Genomic DNA, 18,718 nt, shown 5'->3' with positions numbered 1-18,718 from the left:
CGGCAACGGGCACGATTTCTTTCTCTTTTTTTGAAAGGCGCATCCATGCAACTCCGCTCCCTGGGCCGCTCGGGCCTGCAGGTCTCGCCCCTGTGTTTTGGCGGCAATGTGTTTGGCTGGACGGCCGATGAAGCCACCTCGTTCGCACTGCTCGACGCGTGGGTGGACGCAGGCTTCAACTTCATCGACACCGCCGATGTGTACTCGCGCTGGGCACCGGGGCACACCGGGGGCGAATCCGAATCGGTGATCGGCCGCTGGCTCAAGCGCAGCGGAAAGCGCCACCACATCGTGCTGGCCACCAAGGTGGGCAAGGACATGGGGGATGGCAAGGTGGGCCTGCGCCCCGCCTACATCCGCCAGGCGGTGGAGGCATCGCTACAGCGCCTGCAAACCGACCACATCGACCTGTACCAGTCACACGACGACGACACCACCGTGCCGCTGGCCGACACGCTGGGCGCGTATGCCGACCTGATCCGGGCCGGCAAGGTGCGTGCCATTGGCGCCTCCAACTACAGCGCCGCGCGCTTGCAGGAGGCCCTGCAGACCAGCGAACGCCTGGGCTTGCCGCGCTACGAAAGCCTGCAGCCGCTGTTCAACCTGTACGACCGCGCCGTGTTTGAAGACGCGCTGCAGCCGCTGTGCGTGCAGCAGCAGGTCGGCGTGATCAACTTTTATGCGCTGGCCGCCGGGTTCCTCACGGGCAAGTACCGCACGGTGGCCGACGCCGCCAAGAGCGCACGCGGTGCCAACACCACGGCCAAGTACCTCAACGACCGGGGGCTGCGCATTCTGGCGGCGCTGGACGCCGTGGCACAACGCTACAACGCCACGCCCGGCCAGGTGGCCGTGGCCTGGCAGATGGTGCAACCGGGCATCACCGCGCCCATTGCCAGCGCCACGTCAGTGGCCCAGCTGCACGAGCTGGTCAAGGCCACCCAGCTGCAACTGGACAGTGATGCGCTGGCCCAGCTGGACGCCGCCAGTGCCCAAGGCTGAATCCAAACAAAAGGGCCCGCGCGTGCGCGGGCCCTTGGCGTATGGCTTGACGGGTTGCGGGGTGAACGGAATGACGCCCCTCAGCCCATAAGCCCATCAGCTGATCCGGCGACCGTTCTCCGCGTAGATCGCCAGGTAGATGGCGTCCGAGCCGATGTACGGCGCCTTGTTGCCAAAGCCCACGTTGAAGTCGCCAAACGACAGCGAGCGGATGGCGGTCAGCCCGGCGCGCAGGCGCTCGCGTGTGGGCTCCTTGCCCGCGTTCTTCAGGCCTTCAATCATGATCTGCGCGTTGAGCCAGCCTTCCAGCGCGCTGTTGCTGTTCAAGAATGCCGGGTCACCGCCCGTGGCCTTCATCGTGGCCTGGAACTTGCGCACCGCCACCGACTTTTGCGAATTGGCATCAGGGAACACTTGCACCAGCGCCAGGCCGCGCGTGGAGGCCGCCAGCTTGGGCAGCTCCGACGAGATCACGGTGACGGACAGGCCAGCCAGCGGCACGCCTTGCGCCTTGGCACGGAAGGCCTGCACAAACGCGGTGTTGGCCGTGCCCGTGGTGGCCAGCAGCACGGCGCCGGGGCGCTCGGCCGCCACCTTGTCGGCCAGCTCGGTGCCGTTCTTGCCGTCCACGGCCAGTGCAAACTCGCCGCCGCGCTCGACCTTGATCTCGTCCAGCGCAGTTGACATGTCCTTGAGCACCTCTTTGCCAAACGGGTTGTCCAGGTACACCACCGCAATGCGCTTGAGGCCCATCTCCACGATCTGCTTGACCAGGCGCTGGGTTTCTTCGCGGTAGCTGGGGCGCAGGAAGAACACGTGCTTGTTGGCCGCTGCACGCAGCGATGTGGCGCCGGTCACCGGACCCACGGTGGGGATGCCCTTGGACTCGATGAGCGGCAGGATGGACGCGGTGTTGGCCGTGCCCAGGGGCGAGATCAGTGCGAACACCGACTGCGCCTCCACCATCTCGGTCACGTTCTTCAGGGTGCGTGCAGCCACGTAGCCGTCGTCCTTGACCTCCATGCGGATCTCGCGGCCCAACACGCCACCGGCGGCATTCACCTCGGCAAACGCGGCCTTCATGCCCGCCACCTGCTCGATACCTGCCTGGCCCAGCGGACCCGTCAGCGCAATGGAGCAGCCCAGGGTGACGGAGCGCGCGGTCAGGGCCTCTTCGGCCGCCATCGCGGTGTGGGCCCATGCGGGCAGGCCAGTGGCGGCGACGGCCTGGGTGGCACGCAAAAGAAATTGGCGACGGCTCATGGTGTGCAAGGCGGGTAAAACAAAGGGGCGGAGGCTACCGGGCTCCGCGCCTATACACCTGTCCAATGGGCGACAAAGGGTGGCGGCAGCACATCAAATCAGGGTTTCCACTGAGACGCGAGCCGCTGCGAAACACCGGTGGTGGCGCTCCGAACCGAGACGTTCTGCCCCGCGTACGCTCAGTCGTCCAACAGCTGGAGCAGCAACGTAGCCGCCGTGCCCTTCAGCACCTGGTGGGCCACCTCATCCAGCGCACTGGGCGCGGGGTTGAGCACCACCACCCTGGCACCGGCGGCCCGTGCCTGGTGGGCCAGTCCCGCAGCGGGGTACACCGCACCGGCCGTGCCCACCACCAGCATCAGGTCGCACTGCTTGGCCGCCTGCTCGGCGGCCTCCAAAGTCGCCAGCGGCAAAGGCTCGCCAAACCACACCACGCCCGGGCGCAGCAGGTTGCCGCAGCGGTCGCAGTACGGCGGGTGGCCGGCCACTGCGTGGTCGATGAAGCAGCAGTTGCGTGGGGTGTCGAGCCAGCGGTCCTGAAAGATGTCGCCGTGCAGGCACAGCACGCCGGTGCTGCCCGCGCGCTGGTGCAGGCCGTCCACGTTCTGGGTGATCAGGGTAATGCGGTCGGGGTGGCGGCGCTGAAAGTCGGCCAGCGCCCGGTGCCCGGCGTTGGGCGACACCCCGGCCAGCAGGTCGCGCCGATACTGGTACCAGTCCCACACGCGCTGGGGGTGGGCGCGAAAGCCTGCCTCCGTCGCCATGTCTTCGGGGCGGAACTGTGCCCAGTACCCCGTCTGCGCATCGCGGAAGGTAGGCACGCCCGACTCGGCACTGACCCCGGCGCCCGTCAGCACGGCGATGCGCTGGCTTTGCCGGACCCAGGCTTTCACGGTGTCCAGCATGGAACCCTCGTTGATGCGTGCAGCGGGCCGGGGATCAGGTCCGCTGGCGCAGCGCCTCGTACAGGCACACGCCGCTGGCCACGGACACGTTCAGGCTCTCCACCGCGCCCTTCATAGGGATGCTGACGAGTTCGTCGCAGGTCTTGCGTGTGAGCTGGCGCATGCCGTCGCCTTCGGCGCCCAGCACCAGCGCCACGGGGCCTTTCAGGTCCACCTGGTAAATGGTCTTGGGCGCATCGTCGCTGGTGCCGATGCACCAGATGTTGCGCTCCTTGAGTTCGTTCAGGGTGCGCGAGAGGTTGGTGACCATGAAATACGGCATGGTCTCGGCCGCACCGCTGGCCACCTTGGCCACGGTGGCGTTGATGCCCACGGCGTGGTCCTTGGGGGCGATGACGGCATGGGCACCAGCGCCGTCGGCCACACGCAGGCAGGCGCCCAGGTTGTGCGGGTCGGTCACGCCGTCCAGCACCAGCAGCAGGGGCTGCTCGATGCCAGCGGCTTCCAGGTCTTCCAGCAGTTCATCCAGCGAGGTGGCCACCTTCACGGGCTCGACCCGCGCGGCCACGCCCTGGTGGCCGTGGCTGCCCGCCAGCTTGGCAATGCGCACACTGTCGGCTTCGATGAGGCGGGCACCGGCCTCGCGGGCGCGGTCGAGAAACTGACGCATGCGCGCATCGCGGCGCGTGGCTTCGTAGTAAATCTCGATGATGGATTGCGGCGCGGTCTTCAGACGCACGCCCACGGCGTGAAAGCCGAAGAGAACTTTGGGGCTGGACATGGGGGGATTATCCGCTGGGCGCAGCCCACTCCCTCAGACCACTATCAAATTCATAGCTGCCTGCACATGTTTCACTAGCGCCTGCGGCCCAAAACACTCAAAAACCCCGCCCACCACTCACACCACGCGCCCTGCATCGATCGTGATGCGCCGCTCGCACTGCGCGGCGATCGCGCGGTCGTGGGTCACCAGCACCAGCGTTGTGCCCAACTCGCGGTTGAGCTCGAACATGAGCTTCATGATGGTTTCGCCCGTCGCAAAATCCAGGCTGCCCGTGGGTTCGTCCGCCAGCAGCACGGCCGGCTGCACCACAAACGCCCGGGCCAGGGCCACGCGCTGCTGCTCGCCGCCCGACAGCACCTTGGGGTAGTGCGACAGGCGCTGCCCCAGCCCCACGCGCGCCAGCATCTCGGTGGCGGCCTTGCGTGCATCGCGGCGGTCGGCCAGCTCCAGCGGCAGCATGACGTTCTCCAGCGCTGTGAGGTTGCCCATGAGCTGGAAGCTCTGGAACACAAAACCCACCTTCTGGGCCCGCAATGCAGCCCGCGCATCTTCATCGATGGCAAACAGGTCGTGGCCGTCCAGCCGCACCGTTCCGCGCGTGGGGGTATCGAGCCCCGCGATGATGGACAGCAGCGTGCTCTTGCCCGAGCCCGAGGCACCAACGATGGCCGCCGTTTCCCTGGCAGCCAGGCGGAAATCGATATCCCGCAGAATGTCGAGGGTTCCGGTGGAATCCGTCACCGACTTGAACACATGCTCCACGGCAATGATGGGGGTGGCGGGCGGTGTCTTGGGCAGCGGGGAGGGTTCGGACATGAAAGGCTCTTTACTTTGATTCGCAATCTGCAGCAACGGCGCCACTTTATCCTGAGCGCATCTATCGGCCTGGTGGTGGGGCTTTGTGCGCCCACGGCCTTTGCGCAGGCCGCCGCCAAGGCAGGGACTGCCGGACGCCCTTCGGTGATTCTGGTGCTGGGGGATTCGCTCAGCGCCGAATACGGCCTGGCGCGGGGCACGGGCTGGGTGGCACTGCTGGAAAAACAACTGGCGCAAGACAAGCTTGCAGCCACCGTGGTCAATGCCAGCGTGAGCGGCGAGACCACCTCGGGCGGCCGCTCGCGCCTGGCTGCACTGCTCGCGCAGCACAAGCCCAGCCATGTGGTGATTGAACTGGGGGGCAACGATGCCCTGCGCGGCCTGCCGCTCAAGAACACCGAAGAGAACCTGGCCTGGATGACCCAGGCGGCGCAAAAGGCCGGGGCCAAGGTCTTGCTGGTGGGTATGCAGGTGCCACCCAACTATGGCACCGACTACGCGAACAAGTTTGCGGGCCTGTTCACCACCGTGGCGCAGGCCCACAAGGCGGCTGTGGTGCCATTTTTCTTGAAGGGTGTGGCTGACGGACCAGACCCGACCCGCCTGTTCCAGCCCGACCGCATTCACCCTCGCGCCGAAGCGCATCCGCAAATGCTGGCCAACGTGTGGCCAGAGCTCAAAAAGCTGCTGCGTTAGGGATTCGCTGCACGCATCGAGCGGTCAGTGTGTGCTGCGGATCGGGAGGGGCTGCCACGCGAAAGACGCAGCAATCGCCGTAGCTATTGCGAGTATTTGCAACGCTGCAGACCGCCAGAGACCGCAGATGCACAGGGCGCGGCGATTGGTGCAGCGGACCCCTGTGACGCAGCCAGGTCACTCAGCCTGCAGGCTGCTCGGGATGGCCTGCAGCGCCCGCTGGCTGGTCGTCAGCGGGCTGGTCATCCCCTTGCGGATCGTTCGGCCTGCGCTGTGTTTTGGCCCTCAGCTTCTCTTCCTTTTTTTGTTTTTTGGCGAGTTCGCGCTGGCGTTTTTCGTATCCGTAGTTGGGTGTTGCCAAGGTAGTTGCTTCCTGAAGTTGAGACTCACTGTAACAGGACGGGGTTTTCAGGCCCTGCCGGGGTGCGCTGCAGCGGAATGACGGCAGCTCGGTACGCATGCCAGCTGGCAAAGCCCAGCACAGGCCCCGCCAGCACCAGGCCCACCCCCCAAAACCACAGCGAGACGGCCACGATGAGGGTGATCAATGCCCCCCACAGCAGCATCACGCCGGGGTTTTCAATCACCACACGCATGCTGGTGATGCCCGCAGTCAGCGCGTCGGTGTCGCGGTCCAGAATCATGGGGATGGACACCACGGAGGTGGAAAACACCAGCGCCGCAAACACACCGCCCACCACCGTGTACACCGCCACAAAGCTCCAGTTCTGCGGGTTGAACACCGCCTGCAGCACGCCGGTGGTCGAGGGCATGCCGGTGTTGAAGAACACGGCAAACACCACCAGCGAGGCCCTGCCCCAAAGCAGCTCCAGCACCACCAGCACCAGCACCAGCATGCCCATGCTGCCCATGTGGCTGTCCCAGCAGGTAAGGGATTCGCTCAGCTGCGGCTTCAGACCCGCCTCCCGCCGACGGCTGGTGTCATACAGCCCCATGGCCAGAAAAGGCCCCACCAGCAGACAGCCACTGGCGAGCGACATGGTGTATTCAGGCCGCGTGCGGAACACCCAGCCCAGCACCCCCGCCATGACCCAGAAGCACACGCCATAGAACAAGGCAATGCCCGGCGCGGCGCGCACATCGTCCAGGCCGCGCCGCAGCCACCGGAAGGGGTCAGCCACGCGCAACGGCTGCAGCTGCACGGGTTGCGCGGTCTGGGCCTTCACGCGGTCGGCGATGGCCTCGGCCTGCCGGGCCTCGGAGGTGTCTGGGGTACCAAGGGTGTCCGGCCCGGGCTTGGAAGATGTCGCGTTCATGCCGCCACACTAAGCCCGCGCGTTCGGCTGCGCCACTGAGGAAAGCCCGTAGCCCGCCCCACATCTACATCCTGGGCAAGGGCCAAACAGCAGCTCAGGCGGGGAAGGCCCGCTCCATCGCCTGCTGCAGATCACGCCGCAGGTCCTCCACCGCCTCCAGCCCGATGGAAAAACGCACCAGCGTGCCCGGCTTCAGGTGGGGCGACGGGCGGCTGCGCATGCTGGCGATGGTGTAAGGCACCACCAGGCTCATGGGCCCGCCCCAGCTGTAGCCCAGCTTGAACAGGCGCAGGCTGTCACAGAAGACGTCCACCTGCTGCTGGGTGTAGCGCGCGTCGATCATCACGCTGAACAGGCCGGCCGCCGCGCCCAGCCCGCCCTCTGCAGCGCCGCACAGCGCCTTCCAGTGGGCATGGCCGGGGGCGCCCTCCAGCGCAGGGTGCAGCACCTGCGCGATGGCTGGCTGCTGCTGCAACCAGCGCGCTAGCTGGCGCGCGGCTTCGTCGTGTGCGCGGTAGCGCAGGCCGATGCTGGGCAGCGCGCGCAGGATCGCCTCGGCATCGTTGGCGCCCACGCCCAGGCCCAGCCGCATGTGCGTGAGCTTGATCTTCATGTGCAGGCCCAGGTCGCGTGTGATAACGCTGCCCATGAGCACATCGCCCCCTCCGCTGGGGTACTTGGTGAGCGCATGGGCAGAAATGTCCACGCCCAGGCTGCCATCGCCCGTCAGGTCAAACGGCGCAAACGCCAGGCCCGCACCCCAGGTGTTGTCCAGCGCGGTAGTCACGCCGCGCGCGCGGCAGATGCGCACCTGCTCGCACAGGTCGGGGAACTCCATGCTCACCGAGCCGGGAGCCTCCAGCCACACCAGCCGGGTGGCGGACGTGATGCGCGCAGCCAGGTCAGCCGGGTCCAGCGGGTCGTAAAACGCATGGGTGATGCCGAAACGGGCCAGCTCGCCGTTGGCAAAGTCCTTGCCAGGGCCGTAAGCGTTGTCGGGGATCAGCACCTCATCGCCGGACTTGAGCAAGGCCATCCCCACGTTCGCGATGGCGGCGAGGCCGCTGGGCACCAGCACACACTGCAGGCCACCTTCCAGCGCGCACAGGCGCTCTTCGAGGATGAACGTGGTGGGCGTGCCGTGCAGGCCGTAGGTGTAGCCGCTCTTGTCCTTCCACTCCCGCGAGCGCATGGCCGCGACGTTGGGGAAGATGACCGTGGAGGCCTTGAACACCCCGGGCTGGGGGGCTACAAAGCCGTCCGGAGGCTGGTAGTCGTGGTGGACGAGGTGGGTGGCAAGATCAAGGTCGTGGTCTTTCATGCCAGCCATGGTAGCGCGCCGGCCGGTGGTGAACCGGGCGGCGCGTGGGTGCGGTGATCAGGGCTGTGCGGCACAGGCCGCCCGCCCTGTGGTCCCACATTAGCTGGCGGTGACGACCAGCTGGTTGTTGACCGAGGTCACGCCCGTCACGCTTTTGGCGATGGTTTCGGCGCGGTCACGGGCTACGGTAGAGGGCGCGGGGCCGTTCAGAGTGACCTTGCCGTTCACGGTGTCCACGTTGATCTTGAGCGCGCTCAGATCGGGGTCCTTGGCCAAGCCCGCATTCACCTGGGCGGTGATTGTGGCGTCGTCAATCGCGCCCTTGGCGGTGTTGGCGGCGTCCTTGGCGGTAGCTTCTGCATTGGCAGCGCCCTGCTCCATCTTGGTTTCGGCACTCTGCATGGCGCTTTCGGCCTTCACTCGGGCGTCGGCAGCCGCCTGCTCGGTCTTTTCGACCGCAGAGTCCAGACGCTGGCCCACGGTGGGCTCTTCGGTCTTGCCGCATGCGGCGAGACCCAAGGCCAGGGCGCTGACGGCCAAGATGCTGGCGATGCGGTGGGCGGGACGATCCATCAGGTTTTGGGAATTCATGCTTTGACTCCTTGCGGTTAAGACATGGGCAGACTGTAGGCAAGCGGTCGAAGCCTGCGGGTCGGACAGGGCCGAAGTGCCTGTAGGACGAAGGAGCCTGCGGTCCGCCACCACCGGTGCCCTTGCCTATTGGGAAGAGCCGGGGCGCCGAGGTCCCGGGCGCGCGACAATCGAGGGCATGACCCTGCATTCGCTCGCACGCTGGCTTCCTTTTTTGAAATGGCCCCGCCCGGATCGGCAACTGCTCAAAGGCGAGTTCTGGGCAGGCATGACGGTAGGGTTGATGCTGGTACCCCAGGGCGTGGCCTACGCTGCGCTGGCGGGCATGCCTCTGGTCACCGGCATTTATGCATCCCTGATTCCGGCGCTGGTCGCAGTGCTGTTCAGCTCCTCCACCCGGCTGGGGGTGGGCCCTACCGCGCTGACCAGTCTTCTGATCGGTGCCTCGCTCACCGGCCTGGCCGAACCCGGTAGTGCGCAGTGGGTGGCCCTGGCCGCGTGGATGGCCCTGCTGTCGGGGCTGCTGCAAATGGTGATGGGTATCGCGCGCTTTGGCTGGTTGCTCAACCTCGTGACATCACCCGTGCTCAATGGTTTTACGCAGGCGGCAGCACTGCTGATCCTGGGGTCGCAACTGGCGGCGCTGACCGGGTTACGCGCCGCCGACTGGAGCGCTCTGCTCTCGACGCCCTCGCCCGGTCTGTTTGACCTGACGGCCGCAGGCTTTGGCCTGGGCAGCCTGGGCTTGCTGATGCTGGCGCGCCGCTGGCTGCCGCAGTTTCCGGCCGCGATTGTGGTGGTGGGCGTGGCAGGCGCCTTGAGCTGGTCCCTGGGCTACGCAGACGCTGGCGGGGCCGTGGTGGGGGCGTTGCCCTCGGGCTTGCCAGCCCCCTACTGGCCGGGCGCCCTGCCCTGGTCCAGCTTCAGCGCACTGGTGATGCCCGTGCTGGTGGTGACGCTGGTGAGCTTTCTGGAGACCGCGTCCAGCGCCAAGGTGGAAAGCCAGCGCTCCAAGGAGCAGTGGAACGAAAACCAGGACCTGATCGGCCAGGGCCTGGCCAAGATCAGCAGCGGCCTGTGCGGCAGCTTTGCCACCAGCGCTTCCTTCTCGCGTTCGGCCATCAACCTGTATGCGGGCGCCAAGACCGGCTGGGCCACGCTGTTTGCGATCAGCCTGGTGCTGGTCGTGCTGCTGTGGCTGACGCCTGCGCTGTACCACGTCCCGCAGTCGGTGCTGGCGGCGGTGGTGGTCACGGCTGTCACCAGCCTCATCAAACCCGGCACCCTGCTGCGGCTGTGGCGGGTATCGCGCGTGGAGGCTGTGATCGGTGGCGTCACCTTTGCCCTGACCCTGGCCACCGCCCCGCGCATGTACTGGGGCGTGCTGGTGGGTTTGTTGATGAACCTGAGCCACTTCCTGTACCAGCGCCTGCACCCGCGCATCATCGAGGTGGGCCTGCACCCGGACGGCAGCCTGCGCGACCGGCACCTGTGGCAGCTGCCACCCCTCGCCTCCCGGTTGCTGGCGCTGCGCATGGATGCGGAGCTGGACTTTGCCTCCGCCAGCGCGCTGGAGCGGCGCGTGACCGAGCACCTGTCCGCCCACCCCGAGGTGGTGCACCTGTGCCTTCTGGCCCAGCCCATCAACCGCATCGATGTGACGGGCGTCGAAACCTTTGCCCAACTGCTGGCGCAGATGGAACTGCGGGGCGGTACCTTGCATCTGAGTGGCCTGAAGCTGCCGGTGGAGCAGGTGCTGCGCCAGGCCGGGCTGCTGGACCTGCGCCCCGGGCTTGCCATGTACCGGACCGACGCCGAGGCGCTGGTGGCACTGCAGCAGCTTCCCGAGCCCGTGGCGCGGGCGTGAGCCGGGTTTTACCTACGCTGCGACCGCTGTGCCACGGCCTTGTTCTTGCTGACGCGCTGGTACACTTGCCTAACTCTCTTTGTTCCAATTTGTGTCTGACTCAGCGGCCTCTCATCTGGTAGATCTGCGCGACCTTCGCCTGGATACTGCCCACGCACTGGTGGCTCAGGCCGGCGGCAGCGAGGCAGCACTGCACCGCGAGGTGCCTTCCCTTTATTTGCAGGGCCTGATCGACGGCCTGTGCGAGCTGTCGCTCAAAGACCCGCTCACGGGACTGGCGAACCGCAGACATTTCCGCGCGGTGCTGGAACGTGAAATCGATCGCGTGACTCGCTCCGGCGAGGCAGCCCTTCTGCTGATGCTGGACATCGACCACTTCAAAACGGTGAATGACACCCACGGCCATCTGGCTGGCGATGTGGTGCTCCAGTCGGTGGCCCGCACGCTCAGCGCCTGTGTGCGCCCCATGGACACCCTGGCCCGCTACGGCGGCGAAGAATTTGCGGTGGTGCTGCCCGCCTGCCAGGCCGCTTTTGGCCGCGTGGTGGCAGAACGCATCCGGCGCGCAGTGGCCAACACGCCCATTCGCATCTCCCCGACAGTCGAACTGAACGTGACGGTGAGCATTGGTGGCGCGTTCGCCATGCAGTGGATCCGCTCCACCACCCTGCTGTGGACCGACCGTGCCGACCACCAGCTCTACCAGGCCAAGGCGTCGGGCCGCAACCGTGTCAGCATCGAGGAACAACCCGACAGCACCGTCAGTGCCGAAGAGAAAAGCCTGTTGTTTGGCCCGCTCTACACCCCCTCGGGTTGGGGCGATCTGCCTCCACTGGACCCCAACCCAACAGGCAGCGCCTACTGAAAGTTAGATGATGAGCGACGCGCTGTCCCCCCAACCCACAACGCCTGCAGCACCTGCAGGTCCTGCCACACCCATGGCTTCTGCCACACAAGGCGCACGCATCATTGCGGTGACCAGCGGCAAAGGTGGTGTGGGCAAGACTTTCGTATCGGCCAACCTGGCCGCAGCCCTCACCCGCCGAGGCCAGCGCGTGCTGGTTCTCGACGCCGACCTGGGCCTGGCCAACCTGGACGTGGTGCTGAACCTGCACCCCAAGATCACCCTGCATGACGTGTTCACCGGCAAAGCCGCGCTGGACGACGCCGTGATCGCCGCGCCTGGTGGCTTTGATGTGCTGCTGGCCGGCTCGGGCATGGTGGAGTATTCGCGCCTCACGCCCGAGGTGCGCAACCAGTTCCTGAATGTGATCCAGGCGCTCACGCCGCGCTACGACGTGGTGCTGCTCGATACCGGCGCCGGCATCTCCGATGTGGTGCTGTTCTCGGTGTCGCTGGCCTCCGAGGTGCTGATCGTGGCCACGCCCGAACCCACCTCGCTCACCGATGCCTACGCCGCCATCAAGGTACTGGCCATGCAGCAAAAGCGCCAACATGTGCGCATGGTCATCAACCAGGCCGCACGCCCGGGCGATGGCCGCGCCATCACCAGCCAGCTGCAGCAGGTGCTCGACCGCTTTGTGAGCACCGAATCCGGCCGCCCCATGCGCCTGATCCACATGGGCGACATCCCGGCCGATCCCTCGGTGCGCGATGCCGTGATGCGCCGCCAGTTGTTGCTGCTGCAGACCCCCGGCTGCCCAGCGGCGCTGGCCATTGCGCAGCTGGCCAACAAGATCGAGTCCACGCTGCTGTCACCAGCGGCCTGACCCGGATACGCCGAGCGGCGCTTGAGGCGCAGCTTGGCCACTGTGACCCACAGGCCCGCCAGCGGGCCTTTGTGCTTTTTTACTGCCGTGAACCCTACCGACACCGTCCTCAACATCTCCTGCTACAAGTTTGTGCCGCTGCCAGATGCCGCCGCGCTGCGCGATGTGCTGCATGAGCGTGCGGTGGCCGCCCAGCTCAAGGGCACCATCCTGCTGGCGGAGGAAGGTATCAACTTCTTTCTGGCGGGCCCGGCCGATGCCGTGCGGGGGTTTGTCGCGCAGCTGCGCACCGATGCCCGCTTTGCCGACCTGGAGCCCAAGGAGAGCTGGTCGGCCACGGTGCCGTTTCGCAAGATGCTGGTCAAGGTCAAGCGCGAGATCATCCGCATGGACCACCCCACTATCCGCCCTGCCGCAGGCCGCGCGCCCTCGGTAGACCCGGCCACGCTGCGCCGCTGGCTGGACCAGGGGCACGACGACGAAGGCCGCGAAGTGGTCACGCTAGACACCCGCAACGCCTTCGAGGTGGACGCAGGCACGTTCGACAACGCCATCGACTGGCGCATCGATAAGTTCACCGAGTTTCCGCCTGCGCTGCGCGCCCACAAGGCCGAACTGCAGGACAAGACCGTGGTGAGCTTCTGCACCGGCGGCATCCGCTGCGAAAAGGCCGCCATCCTCATGCGCGAGGAAGGCCTGCCCCATGTCTACCAGCTGGAGGGCGGCATCCTGAAGTACTTTGAACTGACGGATGGCGCGCACTACCACGGCGGGTGCTTTGTGTTTGATGAGCGCCGCGTGCTGGACACGGGGCTTGCCATCGATGTGCCCGCAGCAGCCGCAGAAAACGCTATCAAATCATGAGCTGCCAGCGCTTGCTGTACTAGCGCTACAGTCCATTTTCATCTCAATATCATGCTTTGATCAGGCTTTGAAGCGGTGTTCCGGCAGGGGAATCCACTCCACCTCGCCCGGCACCTGGCCCATAGCCTGTGCCTCCCAGTCGCTGGCAGCCTGCACGATGCGCTCCTTGCGGCTGGAGACAAAATTCCACCACATGTGGCGCGGCGCATCCAGCGGATCGCCGCCGATCACCATCAGGCGCACGGCACTCTCACCGGCCGACAGAAGCAAAGGCTGGCCGGGTTCCGCCACAGCCAGAATGTGCGCAGGCACCTCAGCGCCGTTCAACGACACCGGTGCATCCACGGTGTACACCGCCAGCTCGGGCACCAATGTCGGGATCTCCAGGGTGGCGCCCGCAGGCAGCTGCACGTCCAGGTACAAGGTGCGCGAGTAGGTGGCCACCGGCGAGGTCTGACCAAACGCCTCGCCAATCAGCACCCGCACGCTGGCCCCATCCACCTGCACCTGCGGGATGGCCGCAGCAGGCGTGTGCGCAAACGAGGGGTCGGCTTCTTCGTGGGCCAGTGGCAGCGCAGCCCACAGCTGGATGCCGTGGTTCACATACGGCTGGTTTGCCAGGCTCTCCGGGCGGCGCTCGGAGTGCACGATGCCCCGCCCGGCCGTCATCCAGTTGATGGCGCCGGGTTCGATCTGCTGCACATAGCCCAGGCTGTCGCGGTGCATGATGGCGCCCGAGAACAGGTAGGTCACCGTCGCCAGGCCAATGTGCGGATGGGGACGCACGTCGTGGCTGTCACCCGGAGCCACCGTCACCGGGCCGAAGTGGTCGAAAAACAGGAAGGGCCCCACGGCCTTGCGCTGCACCGCGGGCAGCAGGCGGCGCACGGTGAAGCCGCCGCCCAGGTCCTTGGCATGGCCCGTGAGGGGCAGAAAGCTGGGGGTATCGCTCATGATGCACGCTCCAAGGAAGTGCTGATCTCGGTCGTCACCGTGGTCATCAGCTTGTGCACAGGGCATTTCTGCGCCACGGTTTCCAGCTCGGCGATCTGGGCATCGGTGAGATCACCGCTGACTTGCAGCCGGGTCGCGAGGCGGTAGACCCCCGTGCGTTCGGCCGATGCGTCGCGCTCAACCACGGTCTGCACATCTTCCACCGGCAGGCCCTTGCGGCGTGCGTACCACAACACCGTGAGCGCCTTGCAGGCCCCCAAGGCAGCGTCATACAGGTCGTGCGGGCTGGGGCCGCTGTCAGCGCCGCCCTCCTCCACACTGCCATCGGCCACGAGGTCGTGCGCGCGGATACGCACGGTCTGGGCCATGGGCGCGCCGGGGACGCGCCGCAATTCAACTGCCATGGGGTGTTCTCCTGGTTGTACTGGGGCGCGCCACTGTAGCGCCAAAAGGCGGCTGCGCCTTAACGAGAGAGGCGTCGGGCCACGTCGGCCACACGCTGGCCAAACTGCTTGCCCGTCTCCAGGTCGCCAGGGAACATCTCGGCGGCCGAGGCGTCGGACGGCGACTGGGACATGGCGCCACTGAACGAGCCGATCCAGTTCACATCGTTGCGGGTGGCCGCCTTGGAGTTGGCGGGCATCATGCCGTTGCCCACCCAGATGCCGCCGTGCTGCATGGCCAGGTGGAACATGTAGTCCAGCGTGATCTGCTTGTCGCCATTGGTGCTGGCGCTGTTGGTAAAGCCTGCAAACAGCTTGTCCTTCCAGGCCTGGCTGAACCAGGGCTTGGACGAGGCGTCGGCAAACTTCTTGAACTGCCAGCTGGGGCCCGCCATGTAGGTCGGCGAGCCAAAGATGATGGCGCTGGCAGCGGCCAGCGTTTCCCAGCCGCCTTCGGGCAGGTTGCCCTCTGCATCAATGGCGACTAGCTGGGCGCCGGCACCTTCCGCCACAGACTGCGCCAGGCGCTGCGTGTGACCATAACCCGAGTGGTAAACAACTGCGATGTGTGCCATGAGATAACTCCTGTTGAAACGATGAGGGAACGAGACCAGGGGAAAGAACCAAAAGAACTACCAACAGAACGACAACCAACGACGAGATTGAATGCTAGAACCTGCACCCCTGCGGGTTGCAGGCCCTTTGCATGCCCACCGGATCAGCGGTCCGAGCGGCGTGCGTCCAGGCTCCAGGCGCCGGCGCCAAACGCTGCCAGGGCCAGCAGGCCGCCGGTCACACCCACGTTCTTGAAGAACATGAGCTGCTGCATCATTTGCTTGTCTGCGGGCAGGTTCCAGTAGGCATGAAAGAAGAAGCTGGCCACCAGCGTGAAGAAGGCCAACGCCAGTGCGGCAAACCGGGTGCCCACGCCAAAGATCAGCGCCAGGCTGCCCAGCACTTCAACCGCCGCCGCAACGGCTGCCGCCACCGTGGGCATGGGCAGGCCCACCGAAGTGATGTAGCCCACGGTGCCGGCAAAGCCGGTCAGTTTGCTGATGCCCGCAGGCAGGAACAGGGCGGCCAGCAGCAGGCGCGATGCCAGGGCCAGAGGGTTTTGCAGGGATGTGAACATGGTGAAGAACTCCTGAGTGAAAGTGGTTACGAAATAAAGATCAGGCGGCCAGGTCAAACACCAGCACCTCGGCGTCGTGGCCATCGGTCAACGACAAGGTGGTTTCCTTTTCCATCAGCAGCGCGTCGCCGCCCGACAGGGCCTGGCCGTTGGCGCTCAGCGCGCCACGCACCAGGTGCACATAGGTCTTGCGGGCGGGGTTCAGCGCCAGGGTGACGGACTCGTCGCCATCCAGAAGGCCCGCATACAGGGCCGCATCGGCATGGATCTTGACCGAGCCCTGGGCGCCATCGGGCGACGCCACCAGGCGCAGTGCGCCGCGCTTTTCCGCTTCGGCAAAGGTCTTTTGCTCGTAGCTGGGCGGAATGCCGCGTACGTTGGGCTCGATCCAGATCTGCAGGAAGTGCGTGGTCTGGCCTGCAGCGTGGTTGAACTCGCTGTGCTGCACGCCAGTGCCTGCGCTCATGCGCTGCACGTCACCGGGCGGGATGCCCTTGACGTTGCCCATGCTGTCCTTGTGGGCCAGTTCGCCCGACAGCACGTAGCTGATGATTTCCATGTCGCGGTGGCCATGGGTGCCAAACCCGGTGCCCGGCGCAATGCGGTCTTCGTTGATGACGCGCAGGTTGCCAAAGCCCATGTGGGCGGGGTCGTAGTACCCGGCGAACGAGAAGCTGTGGAAGGAATTGAGCCAGCCATGGTCGGCGTGGCCCCGGTCTTGCGATTTACGAACAGTCAGCATGTGAGTGCTCCTTTCAAGACTCGAATGTAGGACTGCCACACCCGCTGCGGGCACAGGCGGATTGATGGCAATGTTCAAATAATCTGAATTAACATGGCGCCATCATGCAAAACGCCCGCGATGTCCTCACCCCCGATGCGCTGACCATGCTGCAGGTGATTGCCGAGGCCGGCAGCTTTGCCGCCGCCGCACGGCAGCTGGGCCTGGTGCCCAGCGCCCTCACCTACCGTGTGCGCCAGATCGAAGACGCACTGGACGTGCTGCTGTTTGACCGCAGCGCCCGCCAGGCCCGCCCCACCGAGGCAGGGGTGGAGCTGCTGCGCGAAGGCGCGCGCCTGCTGCAGGACATCGACGCCGTGGCCCACCGCGTGCGCCGCGTGGCCACGGGCTGGGAGCCGCAGCTCACGCTGTCGGTGGACGGCATCATCTCGCCGCACACCCTGCTGGAGCTGGTGGACGCGTTCTACGCCATGAAGCCCCCCACGCGCCTCAAGCTGCGCGACGGCATCATGACTGGCACGCTGGAGGCGCTGACCTCCGGCCGCGCCGACCTGGCCATTGGCGTATCGGTCGCCAGCAACAACGTGGCCGGCCTGCAGCAAGGGCTGCTGGGCGATGTGCTCTTCATCTACGTGGTGGCGCCCCACCACCCGCTGGCCACCGCGCCCGAGCCCATCTCCGACGCCACGCTGCTGGAGCACCGCGCCGTGGCCGTGGCCGACTCGGCCACCCGTGGCGGCGCCACCATGGGCCTGCTGGGCGGACAGGATGTGTTGACGGTGGACACCATGCAGGCCAAGGTGCGCGTGCAGTTGCGCGGCCTGGGTGGCGGTTTTCTGCCCGAACCCATGGTGCGCCCCTACCTGGAGGCCGGCCGCCTGGTGGCGCGCCGCGTGGCCCGGCCGGAGCGCAACGTGCGCGTGCACTACGCCTGGGGCGGCCCTGGCTTCACCGCCCCCGGCCGCGCGCTGCAGTGGTGGCTGAACCAGCTGCAAAGCCCCGCCACACGCCGCGCTCTGCTGGAAAACCACCATCATTTGTGACCCTGATCCAGTGCGCACAGGCCGGCACCGCGTGTAGAGTGGTTGCTGTTGGTTTTGCATCGCATTTCTTTTGCCGACCGTCACCGAAAGGCCTCCCATGAGCAAACCTGATCCTCTCCCCGCCAAACGGCTCCGACGCACCAGCGCCCCGGCCCCTGCAGCTTCCGCAGCGCCCGCCACCCCTATCACCCCCTCCGGCAAACAGCAGCGCCACTTCGCCATCATTGGCGCGGGCATGGCGGGCATTGTCTGTGCCCGAACCCTGGTCCAGGCCGGCCACCGGGTGACAGTGTTCGAAAAGTCCCACCAGGCTGGCGGCCGCACCGCCACCATCGACAGCCCCTTTGGCAACTTTGATGCCGGTGCCCAGTATTTCACCGTGCGCGACCCCCGCTTTGCCCGAGCCATCGACACCGTGCCCGGCATCTGCAAGCGCTGGAGCGCCAATTCGGTCCAGGTGCTGGACGCCGCAGGCCGGGTGGCCGCCGTGGGCCTGCCCCACCGCGAAGCCCACTGGGTCGCCACCCCGGGCATGCAGTCGCTGGTGACCACCTGGGCGGAACCCTTGGCCCAGGCAGGCCAGCTGGTCACCCACACCCGCGTCACCCGCATCGAACCCGACGCCGTGAACGCACCCGGGTGGCAACTGCGCACCGAAGGCGCGGGCGGCGAGCAGCATGTGTATGCGGGCTTTGACGCGGTGCTGCTGGCCCAGCCCTCGGTGCCCGCACAGGCCTTGATTTCCGGCTCCGGGCTCGACTCCCCGCTGGCCGACGCCATGTCCAAGGTCGCCATCGCGCCCTGCTGGACCCTGATGCTGGCCTACCCCCAGGCCGTGCGCCCGGGCCTGACCACACTGGGCCCGCAATGGAACGCTGCGCGCAGCACCCACCACCGCATTGCATGGCTGGCGCGCGAGTCGTCCAAGCCGGGCCGCAACGTGGTGGAGCGCTGGACGGTGCAGGCCAGCCCCGCCTGGTCGGCAGAACACCTCGAAGACGACGAAGCCCGCGTGCAGGCCAAGCTGCTCAAGGCATTTGCCGAGGTCACCGGCATCCGGGCCGAGCCTGCGCATGCCGACACCCGCCGCTGGCGCTACGCGCAAACCACCCACCCGCTGGGCAAGAGCCACCTGTGGGATGCCAAGGCCGGCCTGGGCGCCTGCGGTGACTGGTGCCTGGGGCACCGGCTGGAAGATGCCTTTGTGTCGGGCCTGGAACTGGCACTTGCCGTGGCATGACGGGGGGCGTAGGAGCAACGCCGCACAACGAGGGCAGCCCCACAGCAC

Annotated in this window: 21 protein-coding genes; 8 read left to right on the top strand and 13 right to left on the bottom strand. The window is 66.4% G+C overall.

Annotation, left to right across the window (positions count from 1 at the left end; translation table 11 throughout):
* Positions 1-45: 45 nt before the first annotated feature.
* The gene (locus ACODSM_RS07995) at positions 46-1,002 is read left to right on the top strand and encodes an aldo/keto reductase (RefSeq protein WP_488804891.1); all 957 of its coding nucleotides are present in this window, start codon (positions 46-48) and stop codon (positions 1,000-1,002) included.
* 96 nt (positions 1,003-1,098) lie between these two features.
* Here the strand turns inward: ACODSM_RS07995 and ACODSM_RS07990 are convergent, their stop codons facing one another.
* From ACODSM_RS07990 to ACODSM_RS07975, 4 genes are all read right to left on the bottom strand, one after another.
* Positions 1,099-2,265 (bottom strand): ABC transporter substrate-binding protein, encoded by a 1,167-nt coding sequence (locus ACODSM_RS07990; protein WP_488804890.1) that lies wholly within the window; start codon positions 2,263-2,265, stop codon positions 1,099-1,101.
* A gap of 179 nt (positions 2,266-2,444) precedes the next feature.
* A complete protein-coding gene (locus ACODSM_RS07985; RefSeq protein WP_488804889.1) occupies positions 2,445-3,170 on the bottom strand; it encodes an SIR2 family NAD-dependent protein deacylase in 726 nt (241 codons plus the stop codon).
* A 34-nt stretch (positions 3,171-3,204) separates the two neighbouring features.
* On the bottom strand, positions 3,205-3,951 hold the full coding sequence (gene rlmB / locus ACODSM_RS07980) for a 23S rRNA (guanosine(2251)-2'-O)-methyltransferase RlmB (RefSeq protein ID WP_094290709.1): 747 nt from the start codon (positions 3,949-3,951) through the stop codon (positions 3,205-3,207).
* A 117-nt stretch (positions 3,952-4,068) separates the two neighbouring features.
* Positions 4,069-4,770, bottom strand: coding sequence for an ABC transporter ATP-binding protein (locus ACODSM_RS07975; RefSeq protein WP_056063137.1), 702 nt, complete (start codon positions 4,768-4,770; stop codon positions 4,069-4,071).
* Between the two features lie 15 nt (positions 4,771-4,785).
* On the opposite strand from ACODSM_RS07975, the gene ACODSM_RS07970 reads away from it, so the two are divergent.
* The gene (locus tag ACODSM_RS07970) at positions 4,786-5,466 is read left to right on the top strand and encodes an arylesterase (RefSeq protein WP_056063138.1); all 681 of its coding nucleotides are present in this window, start codon (positions 4,786-4,788) and stop codon (positions 5,464-5,466) included.
* Between the two features lie 181 nt (positions 5,467-5,647).
* On the opposite strand, the gene ACODSM_RS07965 is transcribed toward ACODSM_RS07970, so the two are convergent.
* The 4 genes from ACODSM_RS07965 to ACODSM_RS07950 all read right to left on the bottom strand — a co-directional run bounded on the left by ACODSM_RS07965 (position 5,648) and on the right by ACODSM_RS07950 (position 8,655).
* Positions 5,648-5,827, bottom strand: a complete 180-nt coding sequence (locus ACODSM_RS07965) for a hypothetical protein (RefSeq protein ID WP_082564946.1) — start codon at positions 5,825-5,827, stop codon at positions 5,648-5,650.
* Positions 5,828-5,852: 25 nt separating this feature from the next.
* The gene (locus ACODSM_RS07960) at positions 5,853-6,743 is read right to left on the bottom strand and encodes a DUF2189 domain-containing protein (protein WP_488804888.1); all 891 of its coding nucleotides are present in this window, start codon (positions 6,741-6,743) and stop codon (positions 5,853-5,855) included.
* A 94-nt stretch (positions 6,744-6,837) separates the two neighbouring features.
* Entirely contained in the window at positions 6,838-8,073 is a 1,236-nt protein-coding gene (locus ACODSM_RS07955) for a PLP-dependent transferase (protein WP_488804887.1), read from the bottom strand.
* 90 nt (positions 8,074-8,163) lie between these two features.
* Positions 8,164-8,655 carry a BON domain-containing protein gene (locus ACODSM_RS07950; protein ID WP_015013945.1) on the bottom strand — a complete coding sequence of 164 codons (492 nt, stop codon included), beginning with the start codon at positions 8,653-8,655 and terminating at the stop codon, positions 8,164-8,166.
* Positions 8,656-8,833: 178 nt separating this feature from the next.
* On the opposite strand from ACODSM_RS07950, the gene ACODSM_RS07945 reads away from it, so the two are divergent.
* From ACODSM_RS07945 to ACODSM_RS07930, 4 genes are all read left to right on the top strand, one after another.
* Positions 8,834-10,522 (top strand): SulP family inorganic anion transporter, encoded by a 1,689-nt coding sequence (locus tag ACODSM_RS07945; protein WP_488804886.1) that lies wholly within the window; start codon positions 8,834-8,836, stop codon positions 10,520-10,522.
* Positions 10,523-10,613: 91 nt separating this feature from the next.
* Positions 10,614-11,387: a GGDEF domain-containing protein gene (locus ACODSM_RS07940; RefSeq protein ID WP_488804885.1), complete on the top strand. Its 774-nt coding sequence runs from the start codon at positions 10,614-10,616 to the stop codon at positions 11,385-11,387.
* A 10-nt stretch (positions 11,388-11,397) separates the two neighbouring features.
* A complete protein-coding gene (locus tag ACODSM_RS07935; RefSeq protein ID WP_209819541.1) occupies positions 11,398-12,252 on the top strand; it encodes a MinD/ParA family protein in 855 nt (284 codons plus the stop codon).
* An 87-nt stretch (positions 12,253-12,339) separates the two neighbouring features.
* The gene (locus ACODSM_RS07930) at positions 12,340-13,116 is read left to right on the top strand and encodes a sulfurtransferase (protein ID WP_488804884.1); all 777 of its coding nucleotides are present in this window, start codon (positions 12,340-12,342) and stop codon (positions 13,114-13,116) included.
* Between the two features lie 60 nt (positions 13,117-13,176).
* Here the strand turns inward: ACODSM_RS07930 and ACODSM_RS07925 are convergent, their stop codons facing one another.
* The 5 genes from ACODSM_RS07925 to ACODSM_RS07905 all read right to left on the bottom strand — a co-directional run bounded on the left by ACODSM_RS07925 (position 13,177) and on the right by ACODSM_RS07905 (position 16,387).
* Complete coding sequence (locus ACODSM_RS07925; RefSeq protein ID WP_488804883.1) at positions 13,177-14,070, bottom strand: pirin family protein; 894 nt, start codon at positions 14,068-14,070, stop codon at positions 13,177-13,179.
* Positions 14,067-14,474, bottom strand: a complete 408-nt coding sequence (locus ACODSM_RS07920; RefSeq protein ID WP_488804882.1) for an OsmC family protein — start codon at positions 14,472-14,474, stop codon at positions 14,067-14,069. Before ACODSM_RS07920 ends, ACODSM_RS07925 begins: the two co-directional genes overlap by 4 nt.
* Positions 14,475-14,533: 59 nt before the next feature.
* Positions 14,534-15,088: a flavodoxin family protein gene (locus ACODSM_RS07915; protein WP_108497527.1), complete on the bottom strand. Its 555-nt coding sequence runs from the start codon at positions 15,086-15,088 to the stop codon at positions 14,534-14,536.
* A 143-nt stretch (positions 15,089-15,231) separates the two neighbouring features.
* Positions 15,232-15,645, bottom strand: coding sequence for a DoxX family protein (locus tag ACODSM_RS07910; RefSeq protein ID WP_056744599.1), 414 nt, complete (start codon positions 15,643-15,645; stop codon positions 15,232-15,234).
* Between the two features lie 40 nt (positions 15,646-15,685).
* On the bottom strand, positions 15,686-16,387 hold the full coding sequence (locus ACODSM_RS07905; RefSeq protein WP_488804881.1) for a pirin family protein: 702 nt from the start codon (positions 16,385-16,387) through the stop codon (positions 15,686-15,688).
* A 104-nt stretch (positions 16,388-16,491) separates the two neighbouring features.
* Between ACODSM_RS07905 and ACODSM_RS07900 the strand changes: the two genes are divergently transcribed.
* Positions 16,492-17,430 carry a LysR family transcriptional regulator gene (locus ACODSM_RS07900; RefSeq protein ID WP_056744595.1) on the top strand — a complete coding sequence of 313 codons (939 nt, stop codon included), beginning with the start codon at positions 16,492-16,494 and terminating at the stop codon, positions 17,428-17,430.
* A gap of 97 nt (positions 17,431-17,527) precedes the next feature.
* Positions 17,528-18,670, top strand: coding sequence for an NAD(P)/FAD-dependent oxidoreductase (locus ACODSM_RS07895; RefSeq protein ID WP_488804880.1), 1,143 nt, complete (start codon positions 17,528-17,530; stop codon positions 18,668-18,670).
* Positions 18,671-18,718: the final 48 nt, after the last annotated feature.

Source organism: Acidovorax sp. FG42 (assembly GCF_057809195.1).
This window is presented reverse-complemented; position numbering and strand designations above follow the sequence as displayed.